The following is a 20214-nucleotide window of genomic DNA, read 5'->3' on the forward strand; positions in this document are numbered from 1 at the left end:
TGTCGTGTGTCCGGTGCAATAGGCAGGAAAGAAAAAACCGCCGATCCTGCCCACATCGTTAAACGTGTTGTGGACAAGAGCGGCGGTCTTGAGTTTGGTTTCACGCTGTGCGGCAATCAGTGCAACACAGCATGAATGATTTAGTGTAGACGCTGATCGATTACTCGGCAGCTTGTGGCATTTTACCTTTCTGCGCTGCACGTTCTGTCAGACGCTTCTCAAAATTGGCATTAAACTGCTTTTTCTGTTCCGGGGTCAGAATGTTGTAAATCTTGTTCTGAGTTTCCATATGCGCCAGCATGTTGGCTTTGCGCTGTTCTTCCATCTTCGCAATCTGCGCTTCGGCTTTCGCTTTATCGAAACTATCGCTGGCAATAATGTCGTGCATCGCGCGACGCTCTTCCAGCGGCGGACGTTTCATCTGGTCGCGTTGACCTTTCATGATCTCGCGAATCTGCTGTTTCTGAGCATCGGTCAGGTTCAGGTCTTTGAACATCATGTCGTGATGCGGGGCGAATTTACCGTTGTGGTGCATCATCGGTTTGGCATCAGCTGGCGCAGCTGTTGTCGTGTCAGCGGCGTGAGCCAGGTTGGCAGCACCCAGGGCCAGAGTAGAGGCAACAAACAGAGCAGTCAGTTTACGCATAATTTCTATCCTTTCTTTCAGTTATTTTTACGACACTCATGCGACTCTTATGCAATGTGATGTCGTGTTGACGAGATTAACTTTACCGGCTTAAGCGTCAATTAATCAGAGCAACGGTAAAACAGTGAAAGTATAAAAAACAAATTTTCATCAATTATGAAGAAAAAAAGAATAAATTGCGCAGAGTTGCAATAAAAAATTACAACAAGATGATTTTGAAAGGATTATGAAGAACTATACCTGAACCCTGCTTATTAAGAAAGCAATTCACCAGGAATAATCCGTAATAAATAAAAACAGCACGCAAAAATAAGCCCTGAAGGATAAACCTGCAAGGCATATATATTTATCACATTTTTTGGAGCATCAGCCCGGCACGTAAACCACAGGCCACGTTGGGATTCGGAAAGAGAACGTATTCAACATCATGGGTGACAATAAAACGTTCATCACCGTCCTGCGCCAGCAAGGTTCCCTCTTTAAAAGGGGTAAAGTTGAGCGTCTGGTTATCCATATGAAGAATGAAATCGTCGCTACGTCGCGTGATTTGCGACACTACGCGGTAGCGCAGCGGAGATGTTTCTCCCGTCGATACTCGCTCGCCTCGCAGCAACTGCGCCAGTGCGTCTGCCGTTTGCGCAAACTGGGACAGATCGTTTTGTCCAAACGGCAGCGCTTTACCGAGTTCCAGCGTACAGGCCAGTGCGCCAAAATGTTCCCCGCTAAAATGGGTGAACGTGCCGCCAGGCGTCTGATGAAAGACCAGCGCCTCCAGTCCCGCATATCCCAGCCATTCAAGAAAACCCTCATCCCAGGCAACGTTGCGTTGTGGCAACACGCCAAAGCGCAGATGCTGTGAACCGCGAATCGCGGTGTGTAGATCCAGATGCCAGCGTGCTGGCTCTTTCGCCCGCGAATAAAAATCTTCCAGACACAGCTCAAGCTCATGGGCTCGGTGCGTTTCTTCACTCGCGGTAAAAATCTGCCACCGGCCGCCAAACATACGATTCAGGTCGCTATGACAATACCGTTTTCCCGCAGCAAGTGCCTGCGGGTTTCCCAGAATCACCAGTAGCCGCCATGTTAGTGCCAGCTCGCCGCTAAACAGTCTGGACAACAATGAATCCAGCATCTCTACCGGAGCCGTTTCATTGCCATGGATCCCCGCAGACAGCACCAGAGAATGTTCAACGGGTGCAAGCGGCGTCAGTTCCAGAATTCCGTGACCGATCCACTGCCAGTCAAAACCATGAGTGGTTCCTTGCATTTTTTCTGGAGTGGCGCCTGCGAGCGTGATAGCCAGAAAGTTATCCATGGCGCGGCCACTCCTGCTGGAAAGGATACACAGAGCCGAGGTTAAGCAATTGCGTCAGCGTATCCAGCGCTTCACGCCCCTCGCGCAACAGCTGTGGATCGGCAAGGTCGGCAGCGGTAAGACGATCGCGATAGTAACGGTCAACCCAGTTATTCAACGTGTTAAACAGCATATCGTTCATGATAACCGCCGGATTCACCACCTGCTGTTCCTGCAAGGTGAGCACCACTCTCAGGCGCAAGCATGCCGGACCGCCGCCGTTGGACATACTTTCACGCAGATCGAATACCCGCAGATCATCGATCGGATTGTCTTCCTCGACAAGACGGTTCAGATACCGCCACACACCAGCATGCTCCCGGCACTCCTGCGGCAGGACCAGCATCATCGAACCGTCATCACGACTCAGCAACTGACTGTTAAACAGATAGGTGGTCACCGCATCCTGCACCGAAACTTCCGCTGTCGGGACTTCCAGCGGGGTAAAACCTGCCACCTGGCTACGCAACTGCTCTAATAACGCCTGCTGTCTGACAAACGCCTGCTGATGACAAAACAGCACCTGGCGATTCGACACCGCAATCACATCGTTATGAAACACACCAAGATCGATGACATCCGGGTTTTGCTGAGCAAAAATACACTGATGCGGGTTAACCTGATTCAGTCGTACGACCGCCTCACTGGCCTCACGGGATTGCCTTGCCGGATAGCGCTTCGGCTGGGATGCATTGCCTTCTTCACGACCGTAAACAAATAGCTGTACACCGGGATCGCCGTAATCTCCACCGAGGCGGTTATGGTTTGCCGCCCCTTCATCACCGAAAAGCGCAACCTGGGGTAACGCACCGTGGACAGCAAAACTATTCTCATCACGGAAAATCGCCCATAGCAAAGCTTCGGTAGTAGGCGCTTCCAGCGAACGGTGGAACTTATTATTCAAATTCGCCACCGTCAGATGCACTTTCCCGTCCAGCGAATCTGCTGAAGGGCAAACCGTTGCCGCATTCGCTACCCACATAGGCGATGCGGAGCTGGTACTGGAGAGCCAGTGAGGTGCCTGACGCGCCACTTTCTCCAGCACCTGTTCGTCACTGCCGCTAAAACCCAACTGACGTAGAACCGGAATGAAAGGCCGCTCGTGGGGGGGGATCACCGCCTGAGGAAAACCCGCATCCGCCAGCGCTTTCATCTTTAGCAGACCTTGCTTCGCCGCCAGACGCGGGTTCGACACCTGAAATCGATGTTTGGTTGAGGCCTCATTACCAAATGACAATCCAGCATAGTGGTGAGTCAATCCCACCAGGCCATCAAAATTTACCTCACGGGCTTTCATAGATTATCCTCGCGAGAAAAATCCAGCCCGGGGCTAAGCGCCGTTGGCAGCGTTAAGACCGGTGATTCCAGACTTGCCATCGGCCAGGCGCAATAATCTGCGGCATACCACGCGCTGGCGCGATGGTTCCCGGAAGCGCCAACGCCGCCAAACGGTGCGGTACTCGCAGCGCCGGTTAACGGCTTATTCCAGTTGACGATCCCTGCTCGAGCCTCCAGCAGTAGCTGTTCAAACTGGCCGCGATCGGGCGAAACTAACCCACACGACAGTCCAAAGCGGGTGTTGTTCGCCACACGAATCGCCTCATCAAAACTGTCATAACGCCATACGCCAAGCAGCGGCCCAAAAACCTCTTCATCAGGTACGTTCGCCGCCCCGGTCAGTTCAATGATTCCAGGGGTCAGCAGTGACGTTCCGGCTTTCACCAGACGTGGCGCCAACAGCGTACGTCCCCCCAACGACGCCAGACGCTGCCAGGCATCATAGACATGCTGCGCGGCCTGTTCGGAAATCAGTCCGCCCATAAACGGCTGCGGTTCCGCATCCCAGTTGCCGGGCATTAAACGCTGACTAACCTCCACCAGACGCGTCAGGAACGCATCACCCTGCGCGCCTTTTTTTACCAGCAGGCGGCGGGCACAGGTACAGCGTTGTCCGGCGGTGACAAATGCGGACTGAATGGTCAGATGCACGGCGGCATCAATATCCTCCGGGTTCTCTATAATCAGCGGGTTATTCCCTCCCATCTCGAGGGCGAGGATTTTTTCTGGCTGGCCAGATAACTGTCGATGAAGGTGATAACCGGTATTGGCGCTGCCGGTAAACAGCAGACCATCGAGGTCTTCCAGCGCACTCAGCGCCTGCCCTGTTTCACGTCCGCCCTGCACCAGGTTCAGCACGCCCGGCGGCAATCCCGCCTGTTCCCACAGCTTTGCTACTGCTTCTCCGGTCCACGGCGTCAGCTCGCTGGGTTTGAAAATCAACGTATTGCCAGCCAGCAGTGCCGGAACAATATGGCCATTGGGTAAATGGCCCGGGAAGTTATACGGACCAAAAACCGCCAGCACGCCGTGTGGGCGATGGCGCAACGTTGCCGCGCCATCCGGTAGTTCACTGTGCTGCTCTCCGGTACGGGCATGGTAAGCTTTGACGGAGATGGCGATTTTATTGATCATCGCCGTCAGTTCAGTCGCGGCTTCCCAGCGCGGTTTGCCGGTTTCCCTGGCGATAATCTGGGTTAGCTCGGACTTATTGCTTTCCAGCAATGAAGCAAACTTTTCAACAATCGCCTGGCGTTCGCTGAAGGGCTGTTTAGCCCAACCGACAAAAGCTGCACGCGCAGCCTGACACGCTTGCGTCACCTGCGTGGCATCGGCATCATTGCCGTGCCACAGCACATCACCACCTACTGGGTTGGTTTTCACCCGACGCTCGCCCAGTCCCGTCACCCAGTCACCGTTTATCCATAGTGTCATGCTGTTTTCTCCTCTGCACAAAGACGCACAAAACGTACATGGTCGCCCGCGTGGCATTTCAGGGCATCCAGTTGTGCCGCCGTCAGTACCAGACGTTGGGTATCCGGGTCTGCGCGAACCAGCATGACGCGGAAGTTTTGATAGTTTTCATTGGCAACCAGACAGGCCGGATAATCGCCGGTTGCTGGCTGACCTTCCGCCACTTCCACCAGCCTGCTTTTACGAATCGCCCGCACCCGATCAATATCGCATTCCAGCGTCGGCCCGCCGTCGAAAATATCGACATAGTTGCGATAGCGAAAGCCCTCTTTCTCCAGCACCGCCCGCGCGGGCGCCGTTTGCGGATGTACCTGACCAATCACGCTTTGTGCTTCATCAGACAGGAAATCGGTGTAAATAGGATGCTTGGGCATTAATTCAGCAATAAACGCTTTTTGCCCTGTTCCGCAGAGAAAATCCGCCCGGCTGAACTCCATTGAAAAAAAGCGTTTGCCGAGGCTTTGCCAAAACGGCGAGTAACCGTGTTCATCGATCACGCCGCGCATCTCAGCCACGACCTTCTCATTAAACTTGTCACGAAACGCGGCCATAAACATAAAGCGCGATTTTGACAACAAATAGCCGTTGCCTTCTTTTCGCCAGTCCGGATCGAGAAACAGCGTACAAAGCTCGCTGCTACCCGTGTGATCGTTACTCAGAAACAGCGTCGGCAGCGCGTTATACACGTTCAGCTCTTTCGAGGCGTGGACCAGTGTGCCGACCCGATAGTTGTACCAGGGATCGTTAAGCCCGACTGCCACCTCGATGGCGCAAATCCCGGCCACGGTTCCGCTGGCGCTGTCTTCCAGCACAAATACATATCCCTGCTCACTTTTGGGCAACTCACCGCGCCAGGTTTGTAGCGAACGTTCGATACGCGCCATCAGCGTCGCTTCATTCGCCGGTAGCGAGGTCAACCCACCGCCGGTCTTACCGGCAAGCTGCATCAACGCGGTGATATCAGCACGTTCAATGGGACGAATCACCATCATGATGAACCTCCTGCTTTAATGCGTTCGCAGGCCAGCGCAAAGCGATCAAGTCCGGTGGCGACTTCTTCTTCGCTGACATTGAGCGCTGGCGCAAAACGCACCACGTTAGCGCCAGCAATCAGTACCATCACCCCGGCAACAGCCGCTTCTTGCGAGATGAGTTTCGCTTTCCCGGCAAATTCCGCGTTCAGCACGCAGCCGATCAGCAGCCCGAGTCCACGAATTTCACTAAACAGTCCAAAACGTTCGTTAATGGCGTTAATACGCTCCACAAACCAGTCGTGGCGCTGTTTTACTCCGTTGAGCACTTCCGGCGTGTTAACAATTTCCAGCAGTTTACCCGCCACAGCCGTCGCCAGCGGGTTGCCGCCGTACGTTGTACCGTGCGTACCCACCGTCATCACACTGGCGCAATGCTCTGTCGCCAGCAGTGCGCCGATGGGGAAACCACCGCCCAGCGCTTTAGCTGTCGTCAGCAGGTCCGGCGTAACGCCGTAATGCATATAGGCATACAGCTCGCCAGTACGGCCAACCCCGGTCTGAACCTCATCAAAAATCAGCAGCGCATTATGGCGATCGCATAATTCACGCAACCCCTGCAAAAACGTGTTTGTTGCTGGCACCACGCCGCCTTCGCCCTGGACAGGCTCGACGATGACCGCACAGGTCGTGTCATCAATCAGTTGGCTGGCAGAATCGAGATCGTTATACACGGCATGGCGGATATCCGGCGGCAACGGCGCGAAATCCTGTGAATAGGCGGGCTGACCGCCGGCGCTGACGGTAAACAGCGTGCGGCCATGGAAGGCATTTTTAAACGCCACAATCCCGCTCTTCTGGCTACCAAAACGATCGTGGGCATATTTACGCGCCAGTTTTAGTGCCGCTTCGTTGGCTTCTGCGCCGGAGTTACAGAAGAAAATGCGCTCGGCGAAGGTGGCGTCAATCAGTTTTTTCGCCAGACGCAATACCGGCTCGTTGGTGTAGCCATTTCCGGTATGCCAGAATTTGCTCGCCTGGTCGTTTAATGCCTCGCGCAATGCCGGATGGGCGTGACCCAGCGCGTTAACCGCAATGCCTCCCGCGAAATCGATATACTCTTTACCCTGCTGATCCCACAGACGTGAACCTTCACCCCGCACCGGAATAAAAGGGGCCGGAGCGTATACGGGCATCATCCATTCATCAAAATTTTCACGCGTAATTGACAGAGACATAGCGACCTCAACGGTAAATAAAAGGTTATTTATATGTTAATAAATATAGTGTTTGCGGTGTAAATGTAGATTGCAGGGTTCGTGCCAGCCAGCGAAAAAAGTGCATAAACGGAGGGCGAGAACGGAATATCAACAGGTTACAACGTGACGATATTCACTATATGTGCATATAAAGTGAATATGTTTGCGCATCAGGTGACTAAACAGAGGAAAAAACGCAGTTTTATTCAGTCGCCAAATATAATTCTGGAATTGTGATCGTATACGAAATTTTTCGGAAATTATTGCTCCATTCCGACGCGCTTCGCGCCAAAACGGTGCAGTTTTTGCTCCATCGTTAACACCATTAGCAATCATTGTTGGAATCAGGTGACAAGAAGCAGTCAGTCTGCAGAAATTCTGCTACCATCCTTGCACTATTCATCTTGCAAAGTGGCAGTGACTATGAAATTTGTCTCTTTTAATATCAACGGCCTGCGTGCCCGTCCCCATCAACTGGCAGCCATTGTCGAAAAACACCAACCGGATGTTATTGGCTTACAGGAGACAAAAGTCCACGACGATATGTTCCCTCTCGAAGAGGTAGCAAAGCTCGGTTACAACGTCTTTTATCACGGCCAGAAAGGCCATTACGGCGTCGCGTTGTTAACGAAAGAAACGCCAATTGCGGTACGTCGTGGCTTCCCGGGCGATGACGAAGAAGCGCAGCGTCGTATCATCATGGCAGAAATTCCGTCCCCTCTGGGCAGCATCACTGTGATCAACGGCTATTTCCCGCAGGGCGAAAGCCGCGACCATGAAACTAAATTCCCGGCCAAAGCCGCGTTTTATCAGAACCTGCAAAACTATCTTGAGACAGAGTTGAAGCGCGACAATCCGGTATTGATCATGGGCGATATGAATATTAGCCCAACCGATCTCGATATCGGCATTGGCGAAGAGAACCGTAAGCGCTGGCTGCGTACCGGAAAATGTTCCTTCCTGCCGGAGGAGCGTGAGTGGATGGAACGCCTGCTGGGCTGGGGTCTGGTGGATACCTACCGTCACGCAAATCCTGAAAAGAATGACCAGTTCTCGTGGTTTGATTACCGCTCAAAAGGCTTTGACGATAACCGTGGCCTACGTATCGATCTGCTGCTGGCGAGCAACCCATTGGCGGAACGCTGCGAAGAAACCGGCATCGACTATGAAATTCGCAGCATGGAAAAACCGTCCGACCATGCGCCGGTATGGGCTAAATTCCGCGTATAATCTTTTGCGTTTTTGCACTCTCCGGGCCAGGCCTGGAGAGTGTGTTTATTTGGTGCAAAATCAATAAAGCAACGGTAATTCATTGTTGTAGTCGGAATTTTACTATATCTTCGCGCGCACTTTTCGCTGATGAAAATGCTCCATTGCACTCGGTTTTACAGGAGAACCCCCATGAAAAAGAAGTTCGCATAAAGCAGAATACCGGCTGCTGATTGTCGCGGTCCTGTTCTGCGTTCTGGCGGGAGTTTTCCATCATTATGGTCTGACCGACCTGATAACCAATTTCCATCATTTGCAAGACGTCATCCGCCAAAGCGGTATGTTCGGCTATACGCTTTATATCCTGCTGTTTATTGTTGCGGCGCTGTGTCTGATCCCCGGTAGCATCCTGGTGATCGTCGGCGGTGTGCTGTTTGGCCCCGTGGCAGGGACGCTTATCTCGTTAGTGGCAGCAACCGTGGCCTCGGCGCTGTCGTTTTTGCTGGCTCGCTGGCTTGGACGGGATCTGCTCCTGAAATACGTTGGGCATACGACAATGTTTCAGGCTATCGAAAAAGGTATTGCCCATAGCGGAGTTGACTTTCTGATCCTCACCCGGCTCGTGCCGCTGTTCCCTTATAACATTCAAAATTACGCCTATGGGCTGACGGCTATTCCGTTCTGGTCATTTACCGTGATATCTGCGGCAACCACTTTACCAGGCATTTTTATTTATACGCTGATGTCGCACGAACTGGCCAGCGAAGGAATTAGTTGGGCATTTATCGGTAAGCTCAGCGTGGCGGGGCTGGCGTTATTCGCCCTCGTTCAGGCAGCCAAAGCCTGGGCCCGGTATAAGCATATCGATCCGTCAGCTCCTCACGAGTGCGCAGATAAATGATAAAACGACGCATCCATTACTACAGCGCAGGAGTGATAATCCTGCTGCTGCTCGCGCTGATGGCGTGGGCGTGGATACCTGGCGTGAGCGATTTTCTCCACGCCAGCCTGGCGGCATTTGCCACGCTCGATCAGCATGCAATTGAGAATTTTATTCGTTCTTACGGAACTCAGGCGGCGGTCGTTTCATTCTTCCTGATGATCTTGCAGGCCATCGTCGCCCCGCTTCCCGCTTTTGTGATCACCTTTGCCAACGCCTCGCTGTTTGGTGCATTTTGGGGCGGCATATTGTCCTGGTGCAGCGCAATGGCCGGCGCGGCGCTGTGCTTTTTTATTGCCCGTGTTTTAGGCCGTGGCGCGGTGGAGAAACTGACCGGAAAAACGGTGTTGAACAACATGGACGCTTTTTTCGAGCGTTATGGCAAGCACACCATTCTGGTCTGTCGACTGTTACCTTTTGTACCGTTCGATCCGGTAAGCTACGCAGCAGGCCTGACCTCGATTCGGTTTCGCCATTTTTTCATCGCCACCGGTATCGGTCAGTTACCCGCCACTATCGTCTATTCATGGGCGGGTAGCCTGTTAACCGGCGGTACATTTTGGTTTGTAACCGGCCTGTTCATCCTGTTCGCTCTGAGCGTAATAATTTCAGTGGCGAGAAGCCTTTATCTTGAACATCAGCGAAAAAAAACCTGAGACTTCCCCCATTTTTAGCCATGGAGATACTATGCGTTACTGCTTATTGTGCCTGAGTTTAATGCTCTGTCCGCTGGCGACGTTTGCCCAGGACGACGGCTGGCAACAAATCAAAAATGATGCCCGCGGTCAGACGGTGTGGTTCAACGCCTGGGGTGGCGACAATGCAGTTAACCAGTATCTCGATTGGGTTAGCGGCGAGATGAAAACGCACTATGCCATTAACCTGAAAATCGTACGTCTCGCAGATGCCGCCGACGCGGTAAAACGTATCCAGACAGAAGCAGCATCCGGGCGAAAAACCGGGGGTTCTGTCGATTTATTGTGGGTTAACGGCGAAAACTTCCGCACTCTGAAAGAAGCCGGGCTTCTGCAAACTCAGTGGGCGCAAACGCTACCTAACTGGCGCTATGTTGATACCCAGAAACCGGTGACCGAAGATTTCTCCGTTCCAACGGAGGGAGCTGAATCACCGTGGGGCGGTGCCCAACTCACCTTTATTGCCCGGCGCGATCTCACCGCGCAGCCGCCGCAATCTCCGCAAGCACTGCTTGAATTTGCGCAGGCGCACCCTGGCACGGTGACCTATCCGCGCCCGCCAGACTTTACCGGCACGGCGTTTCTGGAGCAGTTGTTAATATCGCTCACCACCAAACCACAGGCATTGAAAGTTGCGCCAGAGGCAGCGACATTCGCCGACGTTACCGCGCCATTGTGGCATTATCTTGATACCTTGCACCCTGTACTTTGGCGTGAAGGCAAAGATTTTCCACCCACGCCTGCGCGAATGGATGCACTGCTCAATAGCGGCACCCTGCGTTTATCATTGACCTTTAACCCTGCCCACGCGCAGCAAAAAGTAGCCAGCGGCGAATTGCCTAAAAGCAGCTACAGTTTTGGTTTCTCACAGGGCATGCTCGGCAACGTGCACTTTGTTGCCATTCCGGCGAATGCCCGCGCCAGTGCCGGAGCAAAAGTCGTGGCAAACTTCCTGCTTTCGCCCGAAGCACAACTGCGTAAAGCCGACTCAACTGTCTGGGGAGATCCTTCGGTGCTTGATCCACAAAAATTACCTGTCGAACAGCGTGATGCGCTGCTGGCGCGGATCCCACAAGGACTCCCTGCCGTTCTGCCGGAACCGCATGCTGCCTGGGTAAACGCTCTGGAACAAGAATGGCTACGCCGCTACGGTACACATTAATTTTGCTACTCTGGGCCATCATGGCGGCAGTTTATCTGCCGCTGGCGCCAGCGGCTTTCTCTCTGATAGCGCCAGCCCTTAGCCTAACCCATTGGCTGGCTCTCTTTGCCGACCCTCAACTTCCGCAGGCGTTACTGGCGACGCTGGTTTCCACAGGACTGGCTGCCGGCGGCGCGCTAATCATCGCGCTGCTGGCGATCCTCACTTTATGGCCCGGTGCAGGCTGGGCGCGACTAAGCACCCGTCTTCCGTGGCTGCTGGCGATCCCGCATGTTGCCTTCGCCACCAGCGTGCTGTTGGTTTTTGCCGAAGGCGGTAAAATCTGGCAATGGCTACCGTTCCTCAGCCCACAACCAGACCGTTACGGCATCGGGCTTGGCGTGACGCTGGCGGTGAAAGAGAGCGCTTTTTTGTTATGGATCCTCTCGGCTCTACTGAGTGAAAAACAACTTTCGCAGCAGGTTATCGTGCTGGATTCGCTGGGTTACAGCCGACTGCAATGCCTGAACTGGCTGGTACTGCCCGCTATCGGCCCGGCATTAGGTAAAGCTATGCTGGCGATTGTTGCCTGGTCACTCTCCGTTGTGGATGTGGCAATCGTCCTCGGCCCCGGAAATCCGCCAACACTGGCCGTATTGAGCTGGCAATGGCTCAGTCAGGGCGATGTCGAACAGCAGGCGAAAGGCGCACTCGCCAGCCTGTTGCTGGTGCTGTTACTCCTCATTATCGCGCTGGTGAGTTATCTGTTGTGGCGCGCCTGGCGACGTACTATCCCGGCAGTAAATGGTGAACGTCTGCATTTTTCACCTATAACAATCGCACGCCCGCTGGTACAGATCTTGCCCGTCAACGGTGTGGTATGCGCGCTTGTACTGGCGCTTATCGCCAGCTATTCCTCACTAAACCACGAGGCGCTCAGCAATAGCCTGCAGCTAGGGCTCCTTTCCAGCGTGTTAGCGCTACTGATACTTTTTGTCTGGCTGGAATGGGGTCCACAAACCGGGCACCGCTGGGTCTGGCTACCGCTCATTTTGCCTGCGCTACCACTGGTAACCGGACAATATCTGCTGGCGTTATATGCCGGACAGGATGGACTGATGACGACCATTATCTGGGGCCACCTGCTGTGGGTGATGCCCTGGATGCTATTTGTGCTTAAACCGGCCTGGCAGCGCATTGACTCGCGATTAATTTTGATTGCACAAACGCTGGGCTGGTCGCAGGGGCGGATATTCTGGCTGGTGAAATGCCCGCTGCTGGTGCGCCCGGCATTGATTGCCTTCGCGGTTGGCTTCTCGGTCAGTATCGCCCAGTATATGCCGACGCTGTGGCTAGGTGCCGGACGCTATTCCACTCTGACCACCGAAGCGGTGGCATTAAGCAGCGGCGGTAGCAGCGAGATTCTGGCAACACAAGCGTTGTGGCAGCTTCTTCTACCACTGCTCGTTTTCGCACTCGCAGCCTTTCTCGCCGCGTGGATTGGCCGCTTTCGACAAGGACTCCGCTAATGCTCATTGTGCAAAACGTTTCGTTGTACCAGGGGGCGACTGCGCTGCTGAAGAACGTTACCTTTCAGGTGGACAAAAGTGACATTGTCACGATTATGGGGTCTTCCGGCAGCGGAAAGTCTTCGTTGTTTTCGTGGATGGTCGGGGCGTTGTCGCCTCAGTTTCAGGCATCAGGCGAGCTGTGGCTCAACGAACGACGCGTTGACGCGCTGCCTACGGCGCAGCGCCAGATTGGCATTCTGTTCCAGGATGCGTTGTTGTTTGACCATTTCAGCGTTGGGCAGAATTTACTGCTGGCCCTACCTGCCAGCCTGCAGGGTTCCGCCAGACGACATGCGGTGGAAAGTGCTCTCGCACGCGCTGACCTGGCCGGTTTTTATTCTCGCGATCCGGCGTCGCTCTCCGGCGGACAACGCTCGCGTGTCGCCCTGCTCCGCGCGCTACTGGCGCAGCCCCAGGCACTGTTACTTGATGAACCCTTTAGTCGGCTGGATGCGTCGCTACGCGACACCTTTCGCCAATGGGTCTTCACCGAGGTGCGTAAGCTAGGGATCCCGGTAGTACAGGTGACCCATGACGCGCAGGACATTCCGCCTGCAGGCCGCGTACTTCAGATGGAAAACTGGGCGTGAATGTGGCGATATGCTGCGTTAACGCAAGGTTTTTACGTAACCGGCGGCACAGAATGTCGTCCTCTTTTTTTCAACGTCGGGCTATTCGATGAAACGTGTTTCTCAAATGACCGCGCTGGCACTGGCTTTAGGGCTCGCTTGCGCTTCTTCCTGGGCTACTGAAACAGCACAGACGCTCACCCTCGACCAGTTACAGCAAAAGCAAGGCGCGGCGATCGATACCCGTCAGAGCGCTTTTTACAACGGCTGGCCGCAGTCGCTTAATGGTCCTTCAGGACACGAACCTTCCGCACTGAACCTGTCTGCCGCCTGGCTCGACAAGATGAATGATGAACAACTCAGCGCCTGGGTTCAGTCACATCAGTTGAAAACTGATGCGCCAGTAGCGCTGTATGGTAGCGATAACGACATACAGGCTGTCAAAGCCCGCCTGCAAAAAGTTGGCTTTAACCATATCTCCACCCTCAGCGATGCGCTTACGGACCCAGCCCGCCTGCAACGTCTGCCGCACTTCGAACAGCTGGTGTACCCGCAGTGGCTGCACGACCTGCAGCAGGGTAAAAACGTAACCGCTAAACCGGCGGGTGACTGGAAAGTGATTGAGGCCGCCTGGGGCGCGCCGAAGTTGTATCTGCTCAGCCACATCCCTGGTGCGGGCTACATTGATACCAACGAAGTTGAAAGCGAACCGCTGTGGAATAAAGTTTCCGACGCGCAGCTCAAAGCGATGCTGGCGAAACACGGTATCCGCCACGACACCACGGTGATTTTATACGGTCGCGATGTCTATGCCGCCGCTCGCGTGGCGCAAATTATGCTGTATGCAGGCGTGAAAGATGTTCGTCTTCTCGACGGCGGTTGGCAAACCTGGTCCGACTCAGGTTTACCGGTCGAGCGCGGCACTCCGCCAACGGTGAAACCAGAACCTGATTTCGGCGTGAAAATCCCTGCCCAGCCGCAGTTGATGCTCGATATGGAACAGGCTCGCGGTCTGCTGCATCGCCAGGATGCGTCTTTGGTGAGCATTCGTTCATGGCCAGAATTTGTCGGTACCACCAGTGGCTATAGCTACATTAAGCCAAAAGGTGAGATTGCAGGTGCACGTTGGGGCCACGCAGGCAGCGACTCCACGCATATGGAAGATTTTCATAACCCGGATGGCACCATGCGCAGCGCGGATGACATCGCCGCCATGTGGAAGCAATGGAATATCCTGCCGAATCAACAGGTCTCTTTCTATTGCGGTACCGGCTGGCGCGCTTCAGAAACGTTTATGTATGCCCGCGCGATGGGCTGGAAAAACGTCTCCGTCTACGACGGCGGCTGGTATGAGTGGAGCAGCAATCCAAAAAATCCGGTTGCCAGCGGTGAACGGGGCCCGGACGCCAGTAAGTAAGATTGTCATTATTGCCGGATGCGGCGAGAACGCTTTACTCTGCCTGGATATACCATCGTTGTAAGCCGGATAAGCGAAGCGCATCCGGCAACGCAATATCTTACTCCTGACGCTGGACCGCTTTCAGTGTCAGGTATCCGCTCCAGATCCGGGTAAATGTCGTCATCCAGCACAGCGCGCCAAAGACCCACGCCATCACGGCAAAATATTCCGGGAACAGACAACCCAACACAAATAGCAAAATCGTCTCAGTACCTTCGGTCAGTCCCCCCAGATAATAAAACGATTTATGCGCGTAGCCCGGGTTATCAATTTGATGTTTCGCCGCCAGCGCGGCAAAGGCCAGAAAGCTGCTGCCGGTTCCCATAAAGGCGAACAGCAGCCAGCCGCCAGCCAGCGAGTTAGCCGCCGGATCGGCGAGCATAAAACCGAATGGCACTAAGGCGTAAAACAGAAAATCGAGCGTGATATCAAGAAATCCGCCTGCGTCGGTTAGCCCTCTGCGCCGCGCCAGAGCCCCATCCAGCCCATCAAAAAGCCGATTGAGCACAATGACCGCCAGCGCTGCCAGATACCAGCCTAACGCCAAAAATGGCAAGGCCAACACGCCAATGGCAAAACCGACCAGCGTAAGCCCGTCCGGGGTAATCGCCGGTTTATCAATAATGCTTACGCAGCGATGCAAAAGCGGTTTTAATCGCGGATGAATATGACGATCAAGCATGCGGGCGTCCTTTAAAGCTGTCGCACAGCCCCTGGGAAGGAATATCGAGAGCAGCATTAAAACGCGCAGAGAGATTTTGAAACGCAATCAGCGCGGTCATTTCCGTAATGGCATCATCGGTAAAATGCTGCTTCATCTGCGCTTTCAGCGCATCATCAACCTGTGGAGGCGTTGCGGTCACCGCATCGGCATAGGCCAGAGCTACTTGCTCTTCTGCGCTAAATAGCGCCGATTCTTGCCAGTTGGCAACCTGTAAGACTTTATCCAGCGCGCCACAGCGTTCAGCCAGCCGTAAACTGTTGGCATCAACGCAGAAAGCGCAGTGGCACACCTGAGAAACGCGGGTCATCAACAGCGCGCGCATCACCGGCGTTAAGCGCGCCTTTTTACGCTCCAGAAACCCGACAAACAGCGCCACCAGCCAGAACAGAAACGGCATCCGCCCCCACCAGCGCGTGGGATGCAGCACATCGCCATAATGTTTTTTCTGCGTAGCAACGAGCGGTTTTAGACTGGAAGGGATACGCGTTAACGGCTTTACCCACGACTGAGGTTCGTTCAACGGTGGCTCCTGAATACTTTAGATAAAACAAAGATAACGATAGTATGTCATTTTCTGCTGTTAGATCTTGATGAATATAATGAAAACCCTCGACGTGGTCGCCGCTATCATTGAACGTGATGGCAAAATTTTACTGGCTCAGCGTCCGCTACATGCGGATCAGTCAGGCATGTGGGAGTTTGCCGGCGGTAAGGTTGAATCGGGCGAAAGTCAGCCCGAGGCGCTGTTTCGTGAACTGCGTGAAGAGTTGGGCATTGAGGCAGTCGTGGGGCACTACATTGCCAGCCATCAACGCGAGGTTTCGGGCCGACTGATTCACTTACATGCCTGGCATGTACCGTCATATCAGGGGGAACTGAAGGCGTATGAACATCAGGATATCGTCTGGTGTTCACCCGAAGAGGCGCTGCGTTATCCGCTGGCGCCTGCCGATATTCCACTACTGGAAGCGTTTATTCTTTTACGCGACGCCAGACAAGTGGATTTGTGCTGATCGTTTTCTCATCGCGTTGGCACTGAAGCAAGACGCCGTCAGCTTTAATCACTGCCCCTTCTGAATAGTTTTGATCCTGATAAATACAGCACTGGCTACAGGGCTGCGCCCGCTGACCGCTGGAACTGAATACTTCCGGCGGTACGTTAACCTGCACATCCGGGCGATAAGGCTGATTTGCCAGCGTCGCGCTAGACACCAGGGCCAACACGCCTGCCACGATTAAACGGCGCATATTCTTTCCTTTTTAACTGACAATTATGCTCAGTATAACGGTATAAATCGGCAGAAACTTTAGCCTCTTCGATCATCGTTTTTGGTTATGACCCACGACGCAATATTAATTTACTTAGCGGGGTTAATTTTTTCTTGCGTCGCGTCACAGTGCTGATGGTATAGTCAAAAACTGCACAACACTTAACACAAAAATCAAAAATATAACCATATCAATACATAAGAGGTTCTTATATCTATGGATCAGACATGTTCTCTGGAGTCATTCCTTAACCATGTGCAAAAGCGCGACCCGAATCAAACCGAGTTCGCGCAAGCCGTTCGTGAGGTAATGACCACGCTGTGGCCTTTCCTTGAGCAAAACCCGCGTTATCGCCAGATGTCATTGCTGGAACGTCTGGTTGAACCGGAGCGCGTGATCCAGTTCCGCGTAGTATGGCTGGACGATCGCAATCAGGTGCAGGTCAACCGCGCATGGCGCGTGCAGTTTAGCTCTGCCATTGGCCCATACAAAGGCGGTATGCGTTTCCACCCTTCCGTGAACCTGTCGATCCTGAAATTCCTTGGCTTCGAGCAGACGTTTAAGAATGCCCTCACCACGCTACCAATGGGCGGGGGTAAAGGCGGGAGCGATTTCGATCCGAAAGGGAAAAGCGAAGGCGAAATCATGCGTTTCTGCCAGGCGCTGATGACCGAACTGTTCCGCCATTTAGGTCCCGATACCGACGTTCCGGCGGGCGATATCGGTGTGGGCGGCCGTGAAGTTGGCTTTATGGCCGGGATGATGAAAAAACTCTCCAATAACAGCGCCTGCGTCTTTACCGGTAAAGGTCTCTCTTTCGGCGGCAGTCTGATCCGCCCGGAAGCCACCGGCTACGGTCTGGTGTATTTCACCGAAGCGATGCTCAAACGCCATGGTCTGGGCTTTGAAGGCATGCGCGTAGCGGTTTCTGGCTCCGGTAACGTGGCGCAATTCGCCATTGAGAAAGCCATGGAGTTTGGCGCGCGGGTGGTTACCGCCTCCGATTCCAGCGGTACCGTAGTCGACGAAAGCGGATTTACCAAAGAAAAACTGGCGCGCCTGTGCGCAATCAAAGACAGCCGCGACGGTCGTGTAGCAGATTACGCCCGTGAATTTGGCCTGACCTATCTGGAAGGCAAACAGCCGTGGTCGGTTCCGGTCGATATCGCCCTGCCGTGTGCCACGCAGAACGAGCTGGATGTCGATGCAGCACGCGTATTGATCGCCAACGGCGTGAAAGCTGTCGCCGAAGGGGCAAACATGCCGACCACTATCGAGGCCACCGATCTGTTCCTCGAGGCAGGTGTACTGTTCGCACCGGGTAAAGCCGCCAACGCCGGTGGTGTAGCGACATCCGGTCTGGAAATGGCGCAAAACGCCGCTCGTCTGGGCTGGAAAGCGGAGAAAGTGGATGCGCGCCTGCACCACATCATGCTGGATATTCACCATGCCTGCGTTGAATACGGCGGCGAAAGCAAGCAGACCAACTACGTACGTGGCGCCAACATCGCAGGCTTCGTAAAGGTTGCCGACGCGATGTTGAGTCAGGGTGTGATTTAATATTGTCTCTGCAGGCCCGTAGGCCGGATAAGGCACGGGTGCCGTATCCGGCTAAGCCTGATGCGCTATGCTTATCAGGCCTACAAACTTACAGACCCGCCTCTTCAGATGGCGGGCTTTTTTTCGCCGGACGTTTACGCGGCGCACTCTTTTTCTTATCGCCACCACTGCCGCCAGGTGCAGCAATTCCACGAAAGCGTCGTACCGGTGTGCTGCGCGCCTGATCGATAAGCTGATACAGCGTCCCCACCAGCGGCTGCATGAAATCCTGATAGCGACATTGCTTTTCGCTGATTTGGGTCAGGATAGATTCCCAGTGCGCGGTCATGTCCGGACGCGTCGCCATTTCTGGCAACGAGTGGAACAGCGCTTTTCCCGCGTCGGTCGAATGAATATACCGCCCTTTTTTCACCAGGAACCCGCGCTTAAACAGCAGTTCGATAATACCGGCGCGCGTCGCTTCCGTACCTAAACCATCCGTTGCGCGCAGGATCTTTTTCAGATCTTTATCCTGCACGAATCGCGCAATCCCGGTCATCGCTGACAGCAGCGTGGCATCGGTAAAGTGACGTGGTGGTTGAGTCTGACGTTCAACCACTTCGCCTTTTTCGCACAGCAGTTCGTCATCTTTTGCCACCACCGGCAGCGGCGTCCCGTCATTATCTTCGTCGCGCTCTTGATTGCCGAGCAGCGTGCGCCATCCGGCTTCCGCCAGAAAACGCGCTTTAGCGACAAACTTGCCTTTGGCAATATCCAGCTCAATAACGCACTTCCTGAATACCGCGTCTGCGCAAAATTGCATCAGATACTGACGGGCAATCAGGTTGTAAATTTTCGCTTCGTTGTCATTCAGATTGATGGACGAACTGCGCGCGGTAGGAATGATGGCGTGGTGCGCATCCACTTTTTTGTCGTCCCAACAGCGATTTCGCGTATCGGGATTGACCGCCGGTTGCGGGAGCAGATCCGGTGCATGGACGCTAATCGCGTTCAGTACCGCATGACGTCCGGCAAAATGCTCTTCCGGCAGATAACGGCTATCCGAACGCGGATAGGTAATCAACTTATGGGTTTCATACAACTTCTGGCAGATATCCAGAACGTTTTGCGCACTTAAACCGAAGCGCTTCGCCGCTTCAATCTGCAACGCCGACAGCGAGAACGGTAACGGCGCGGATTCTGATTCCCGTTTATCGTTATAGCTGGTGACTATCGCCGGTTGACCGTTAATTCGGTTCACCACGTGTTCAGCCAGCGTGCGATTCAGCAAGCGCCCTTCTTCATCCTGATACGGCTCACACGCTTCGCTCGGCTGCCAGATAGCGGTAAACCGCTCATCGGCGGGCGTTACGATATGCGCTTTCACTTCGAAGAAGTCTTTGGCGACGAAGTTCTCAATCTCTTCATCACGACGCACAACCAGCCCGAGCACCGGCGTTTGTACGCGCCCGACCGAAAGTACGCCCTGATAGCCCGCGTTACGTCCGAGAATGGTGTAAGCGCGCGTCATATTGATACCGTACAACCAGTCCGCACGCGCTCGCGCCAGTGCCGACACGCACAGCGGAATAAACTCACTGTTGGCGCGCAGCCGCTCAATAGCCCGCTCAACGGCCTGCGGGTTGAGGTCGTTAATCAGGCAACGCTGCACCTTCTGGCGCTTTTCAGGCGCCAGTTGCAGGTAATCCAGCACTTCATCCACCAGCAACTGCCCTTCACGATCGGGGTCACCGGCGTGAATAACTTCGCTGGCCTCATGCAAAAAGCGCTTAATGACGTTGAGCTGTTTGGTCACCGAGGGGCGCGGTTGCAGTTGCCACTTTTCCGGGACAATCGGCAGATCGACCAGACTCCAGCGAGCATAACGACTGTCGTAGGCATCCGGCTGCGCCTGTTCAAGCAGGTGACCAATACACCAGGTCACCACTTGTCCATTTCCGCATTCGATAAAACCATCGCCTTTGCGATGCGGCTTTGGCAGCACATCGGCGATAGCACGCGCCAGACTTGGTTTTTCGGCAATAAACAACCGCATC

Annotated in this window: 19 protein-coding genes; 9 read left to right on the plus strand and 10 right to left on the minus strand. The window is 54.1% G+C overall.

Annotated elements, in window-relative coordinates; genetic code table 11:
- Positions 1–160 precede the first annotated feature (160 nt).
- The 6 genes from spy to GFB57_RS17615 form a co-directional block, all read right to left on the minus strand.
- Positions 161–646, minus strand: a complete 486-nt coding sequence (spy, locus tag GFB57_RS17590) for an ATP-independent periplasmic protein-refolding chaperone Spy (RefSeq protein ID WP_003030629.1) — start codon at positions 644–646, stop codon at positions 161–163.
- Positions 647–995: 349 nt separating this feature from the next.
- Positions 996–1961 (minus strand): succinylglutamate desuccinylase, encoded by a 966-nt coding sequence (astE, locus tag GFB57_RS17595; protein WP_003030631.1) that lies wholly within the window; start codon positions 1959–1961, stop codon positions 996–998.
- On the minus strand, positions 1954–3297 hold the full coding sequence (astB, locus tag GFB57_RS17600) for an N-succinylarginine dihydrolase (protein ID WP_290366842.1): 1344 nt from the start codon (positions 3295–3297) through the stop codon (positions 1954–1956). Before astB ends, astE begins: the two co-directional genes overlap by 8 nt.
- Positions 3294–4772, minus strand: a complete 1479-nt coding sequence (gene astD, locus GFB57_RS17605; RefSeq protein WP_003030636.1) for a succinylglutamate-semialdehyde dehydrogenase — start codon at positions 4770–4772, stop codon at positions 3294–3296. Before astD ends, astB begins: the two co-directional genes overlap by 4 nt.
- Positions 4769–5803 carry an arginine N-succinyltransferase gene (gene astA, locus GFB57_RS17610; protein WP_003030637.1) on the minus strand — a complete coding sequence of 345 codons (1035 nt, stop codon included), beginning with the start codon at positions 5801–5803 and terminating at the stop codon, positions 4769–4771. The genes astD and astA overlap by 4 nt, the downstream gene beginning before the upstream one ends.
- The gene (locus tag GFB57_RS17615; protein ID WP_003030639.1) at positions 5800–7020 is read right to left on the minus strand and encodes an aspartate aminotransferase family protein; all 1221 of its coding nucleotides are present in this window, start codon (positions 7018–7020) and stop codon (positions 5800–5802) included. The genes astA and GFB57_RS17615 overlap by 4 nt, the downstream gene beginning before the upstream one ends.
- Before the next feature lie 444 nt (positions 7021–7464).
- Between GFB57_RS17615 and xthA the strand changes: the two genes are divergently transcribed.
- The 7 genes from xthA (at position 7465) to GFB57_RS17650 (ending at position 14583) form a co-directional block, all read left to right on the plus strand.
- Positions 7465–8271 (plus strand): exodeoxyribonuclease III, encoded by an 807-nt coding sequence (gene xthA / locus GFB57_RS17620; RefSeq protein WP_003030642.1) that lies wholly within the window; start codon positions 7465–7467, stop codon positions 8269–8271.
- 223 nt (positions 8272–8494) lie between these two features.
- Positions 8495–9151, plus strand: coding sequence for a TVP38/TMEM64 family protein (locus GFB57_RS17625; RefSeq protein WP_171847546.1), 657 nt, complete (start codon positions 8495–8497; stop codon positions 9149–9151).
- The gene (locus tag GFB57_RS17630) at positions 9148–9846 is read left to right on the plus strand and encodes a TVP38/TMEM64 family protein (RefSeq protein WP_003030649.1); all 699 of its coding nucleotides are present in this window, start codon (positions 9148–9150) and stop codon (positions 9844–9846) included. Before GFB57_RS17625 ends, GFB57_RS17630 begins: the two co-directional genes overlap by 4 nt.
- 31 nt (positions 9847–9877) lie before the next feature.
- Entirely contained in the window at positions 9878–11047 is a 1170-nt protein-coding gene (locus tag GFB57_RS17635) for an ABC transporter substrate-binding protein (RefSeq protein WP_003030650.1), read from the plus strand.
- Positions 11020–12555 (plus strand): hypothetical protein, encoded by a 1536-nt coding sequence (locus GFB57_RS17640; RefSeq protein ID WP_003030652.1) that lies wholly within the window; start codon positions 11020–11022, stop codon positions 12553–12555. The genes GFB57_RS17635 and GFB57_RS17640 overlap by 28 nt, the downstream gene beginning before the upstream one ends.
- Positions 12555–13187: an ATP-binding cassette domain-containing protein gene (locus GFB57_RS17645; protein WP_003030654.1), complete on the plus strand. Its 633-nt coding sequence runs from the start codon at positions 12555–12557 to the stop codon at positions 13185–13187. Before GFB57_RS17640 ends, GFB57_RS17645 begins: the two co-directional genes overlap by 1 nt.
- 88 nt (positions 13188–13275) lie before the next feature.
- Positions 13276–14583: a sulfurtransferase gene (locus GFB57_RS17650; protein ID WP_003030657.1), complete on the plus strand. Its 1308-nt coding sequence runs from the start codon at positions 13276–13278 to the stop codon at positions 14581–14583.
- Positions 14584–14683: 100 nt separating this feature from the next.
- Here GFB57_RS17650 and GFB57_RS17655 read toward each other — a convergent pair whose 3' ends face one another.
- Positions 14684–15307, minus strand: a complete 624-nt coding sequence (locus tag GFB57_RS17655) for a CDP-alcohol phosphatidyltransferase family protein (RefSeq protein ID WP_003030659.1) — start codon at positions 15305–15307, stop codon at positions 14684–14686.
- A complete protein-coding gene (locus GFB57_RS17660; protein WP_003030660.1) occupies positions 15300–15869 on the minus strand; it encodes a carboxymuconolactone decarboxylase family protein in 570 nt (189 codons plus the stop codon). The genes GFB57_RS17655 and GFB57_RS17660 overlap by 8 nt, the downstream gene beginning before the upstream one ends.
- A 79-nt stretch (positions 15870–15948) precedes the next feature.
- Between GFB57_RS17660 and GFB57_RS17665 the strand changes: the two genes are divergently transcribed.
- Complete coding sequence (locus GFB57_RS17665; protein WP_003030662.1) at positions 15949–16362, plus strand: pyrimidine (deoxy)nucleoside triphosphate diphosphatase; 414 nt, start codon at positions 15949–15951, stop codon at positions 16360–16362.
- Here the strand turns inward: GFB57_RS17665 and GFB57_RS17670 are convergent.
- The gene (locus GFB57_RS17670) at positions 16322–16597 is read right to left on the minus strand and encodes a YnjH family protein (protein ID WP_003840883.1); all 276 of its coding nucleotides are present in this window, start codon (positions 16595–16597) and stop codon (positions 16322–16324) included. The two genes, GFB57_RS17665 and GFB57_RS17670, sit on opposite strands and share 41 nt — an antisense overlap.
- Positions 16598–16834: 237 nt before the next feature.
- Between GFB57_RS17670 and gdhA the strand changes: the two genes are divergently transcribed.
- On the plus strand, positions 16835–18178 hold the full coding sequence (gene gdhA, locus GFB57_RS17675; RefSeq protein WP_003030666.1) for an NADP-specific glutamate dehydrogenase: 1344 nt from the start codon (positions 16835–16837) through the stop codon (positions 18176–18178).
- Positions 18179–18266: 88 nt separating this feature from the next.
- On the opposite strand, the gene GFB57_RS17680 is transcribed toward gdhA, so the two are convergent.
- A complete protein-coding gene (locus GFB57_RS17680) occupies positions 18267–20213 on the minus strand; it encodes a DNA topoisomerase III (protein ID WP_290366975.1) in 1947 nt (648 codons plus the stop codon).
- Between the last annotated feature and the right edge of the window lies 1 nt (position 20214).

The organism is Citrobacter sp. S39 (assembly GCF_009495675.1).
Lineage (GTDB): Bacteria > Pseudomonadota > Gammaproteobacteria > Enterobacterales > Enterobacteriaceae > Citrobacter > Citrobacter freundii.

Excerpts from the sequence above, each read along its gene's own strand:
- xthA (WP_003030642.1), top strand. The coding sequence starts at position 7,465 with ATGAAATTTGTCTCTTTTAATATCAACGGCCTGCGTGCCCGTCCCCAT.
- GFB57_RS17655 (WP_003030659.1), bottom strand. The coding sequence starts at position 15,307 with ATGCTTGATCGTCATATTCATCCGCGATTAAAACCGCTTTTGCATCGC.
- GFB57_RS17630 (WP_003030649.1), top strand. The coding sequence starts at position 9,148 with ATGATAAAACGACGCATCCATTACTACAGCGCAGGAGTGATAATCCTG.
- GFB57_RS17680 (WP_290366975.1), bottom strand. The coding sequence starts at position 20,213 with ATGCGGTTGTTTATTGCCGAAAAACCAAGTCTGGCGCGTGCTATCGCC.
- GFB57_RS17670 (WP_003840883.1), bottom strand. The coding sequence starts at position 16,597 with ATGCGCCGTTTAATCGTGGCAGGCGTGTTGGCCCTGGTGTCTAGCGCG.
- GFB57_RS17615 (WP_003030639.1), bottom strand. The coding sequence starts at position 7,020 with ATGTCTCTGTCAATTACGCGTGAAAATTTTGATGAATGGATGATGCCC.
- astA (WP_003030637.1), bottom strand. The coding sequence starts at position 5,803 with ATGATGGTGATTCGTCCCATTGAACGTGCTGATATCACCGCGTTGATG.
- astE (WP_003030631.1), bottom strand. The coding sequence starts at position 1,961 with ATGGATAACTTTCTGGCTATCACGCTCGCAGGCGCCACTCCAGAAAAA.
- GFB57_RS17650 (WP_003030657.1), top strand. The coding sequence starts at position 13,276 with ATGAAACGTGTTTCTCAAATGACCGCGCTGGCACTGGCTTTAGGGCTC.
- spy (WP_003030629.1), bottom strand. The coding sequence starts at position 646 with ATGCGTAAACTGACTGCTCTGTTTGTTGCCTCTACTCTGGCCCTGGGT.
- GFB57_RS17645 (WP_003030654.1), top strand. The coding sequence starts at position 12,555 with ATGCTCATTGTGCAAAACGTTTCGTTGTACCAGGGGGCGACTGCGCTG.
- GFB57_RS17635 (WP_003030650.1), top strand. The coding sequence starts at position 9,878 with ATGCGTTACTGCTTATTGTGCCTGAGTTTAATGCTCTGTCCGCTGGCG.
- GFB57_RS17640 (WP_003030652.1), top strand. The coding sequence starts at position 11,020 with ATGGCTACGCCGCTACGGTACACATTAATTTTGCTACTCTGGGCCATC.
- GFB57_RS17665 (WP_003030662.1), top strand. The coding sequence starts at position 15,949 with ATGAAAACCCTCGACGTGGTCGCCGCTATCATTGAACGTGATGGCAAA.
- astD (WP_003030636.1), bottom strand. The coding sequence starts at position 4,772 with ATGACACTATGGATAAACGGTGACTGGGTGACGGGACTGGGCGAGCGT.
- astB (WP_290366842.1), bottom strand. The coding sequence starts at position 3,297 with ATGAAAGCCCGTGAGGTAAATTTTGATGGCCTGGTGGGATTGACTCAC.
- gdhA (WP_003030666.1), top strand. The coding sequence starts at position 16,835 with ATGGATCAGACATGTTCTCTGGAGTCATTCCTTAACCATGTGCAAAAG.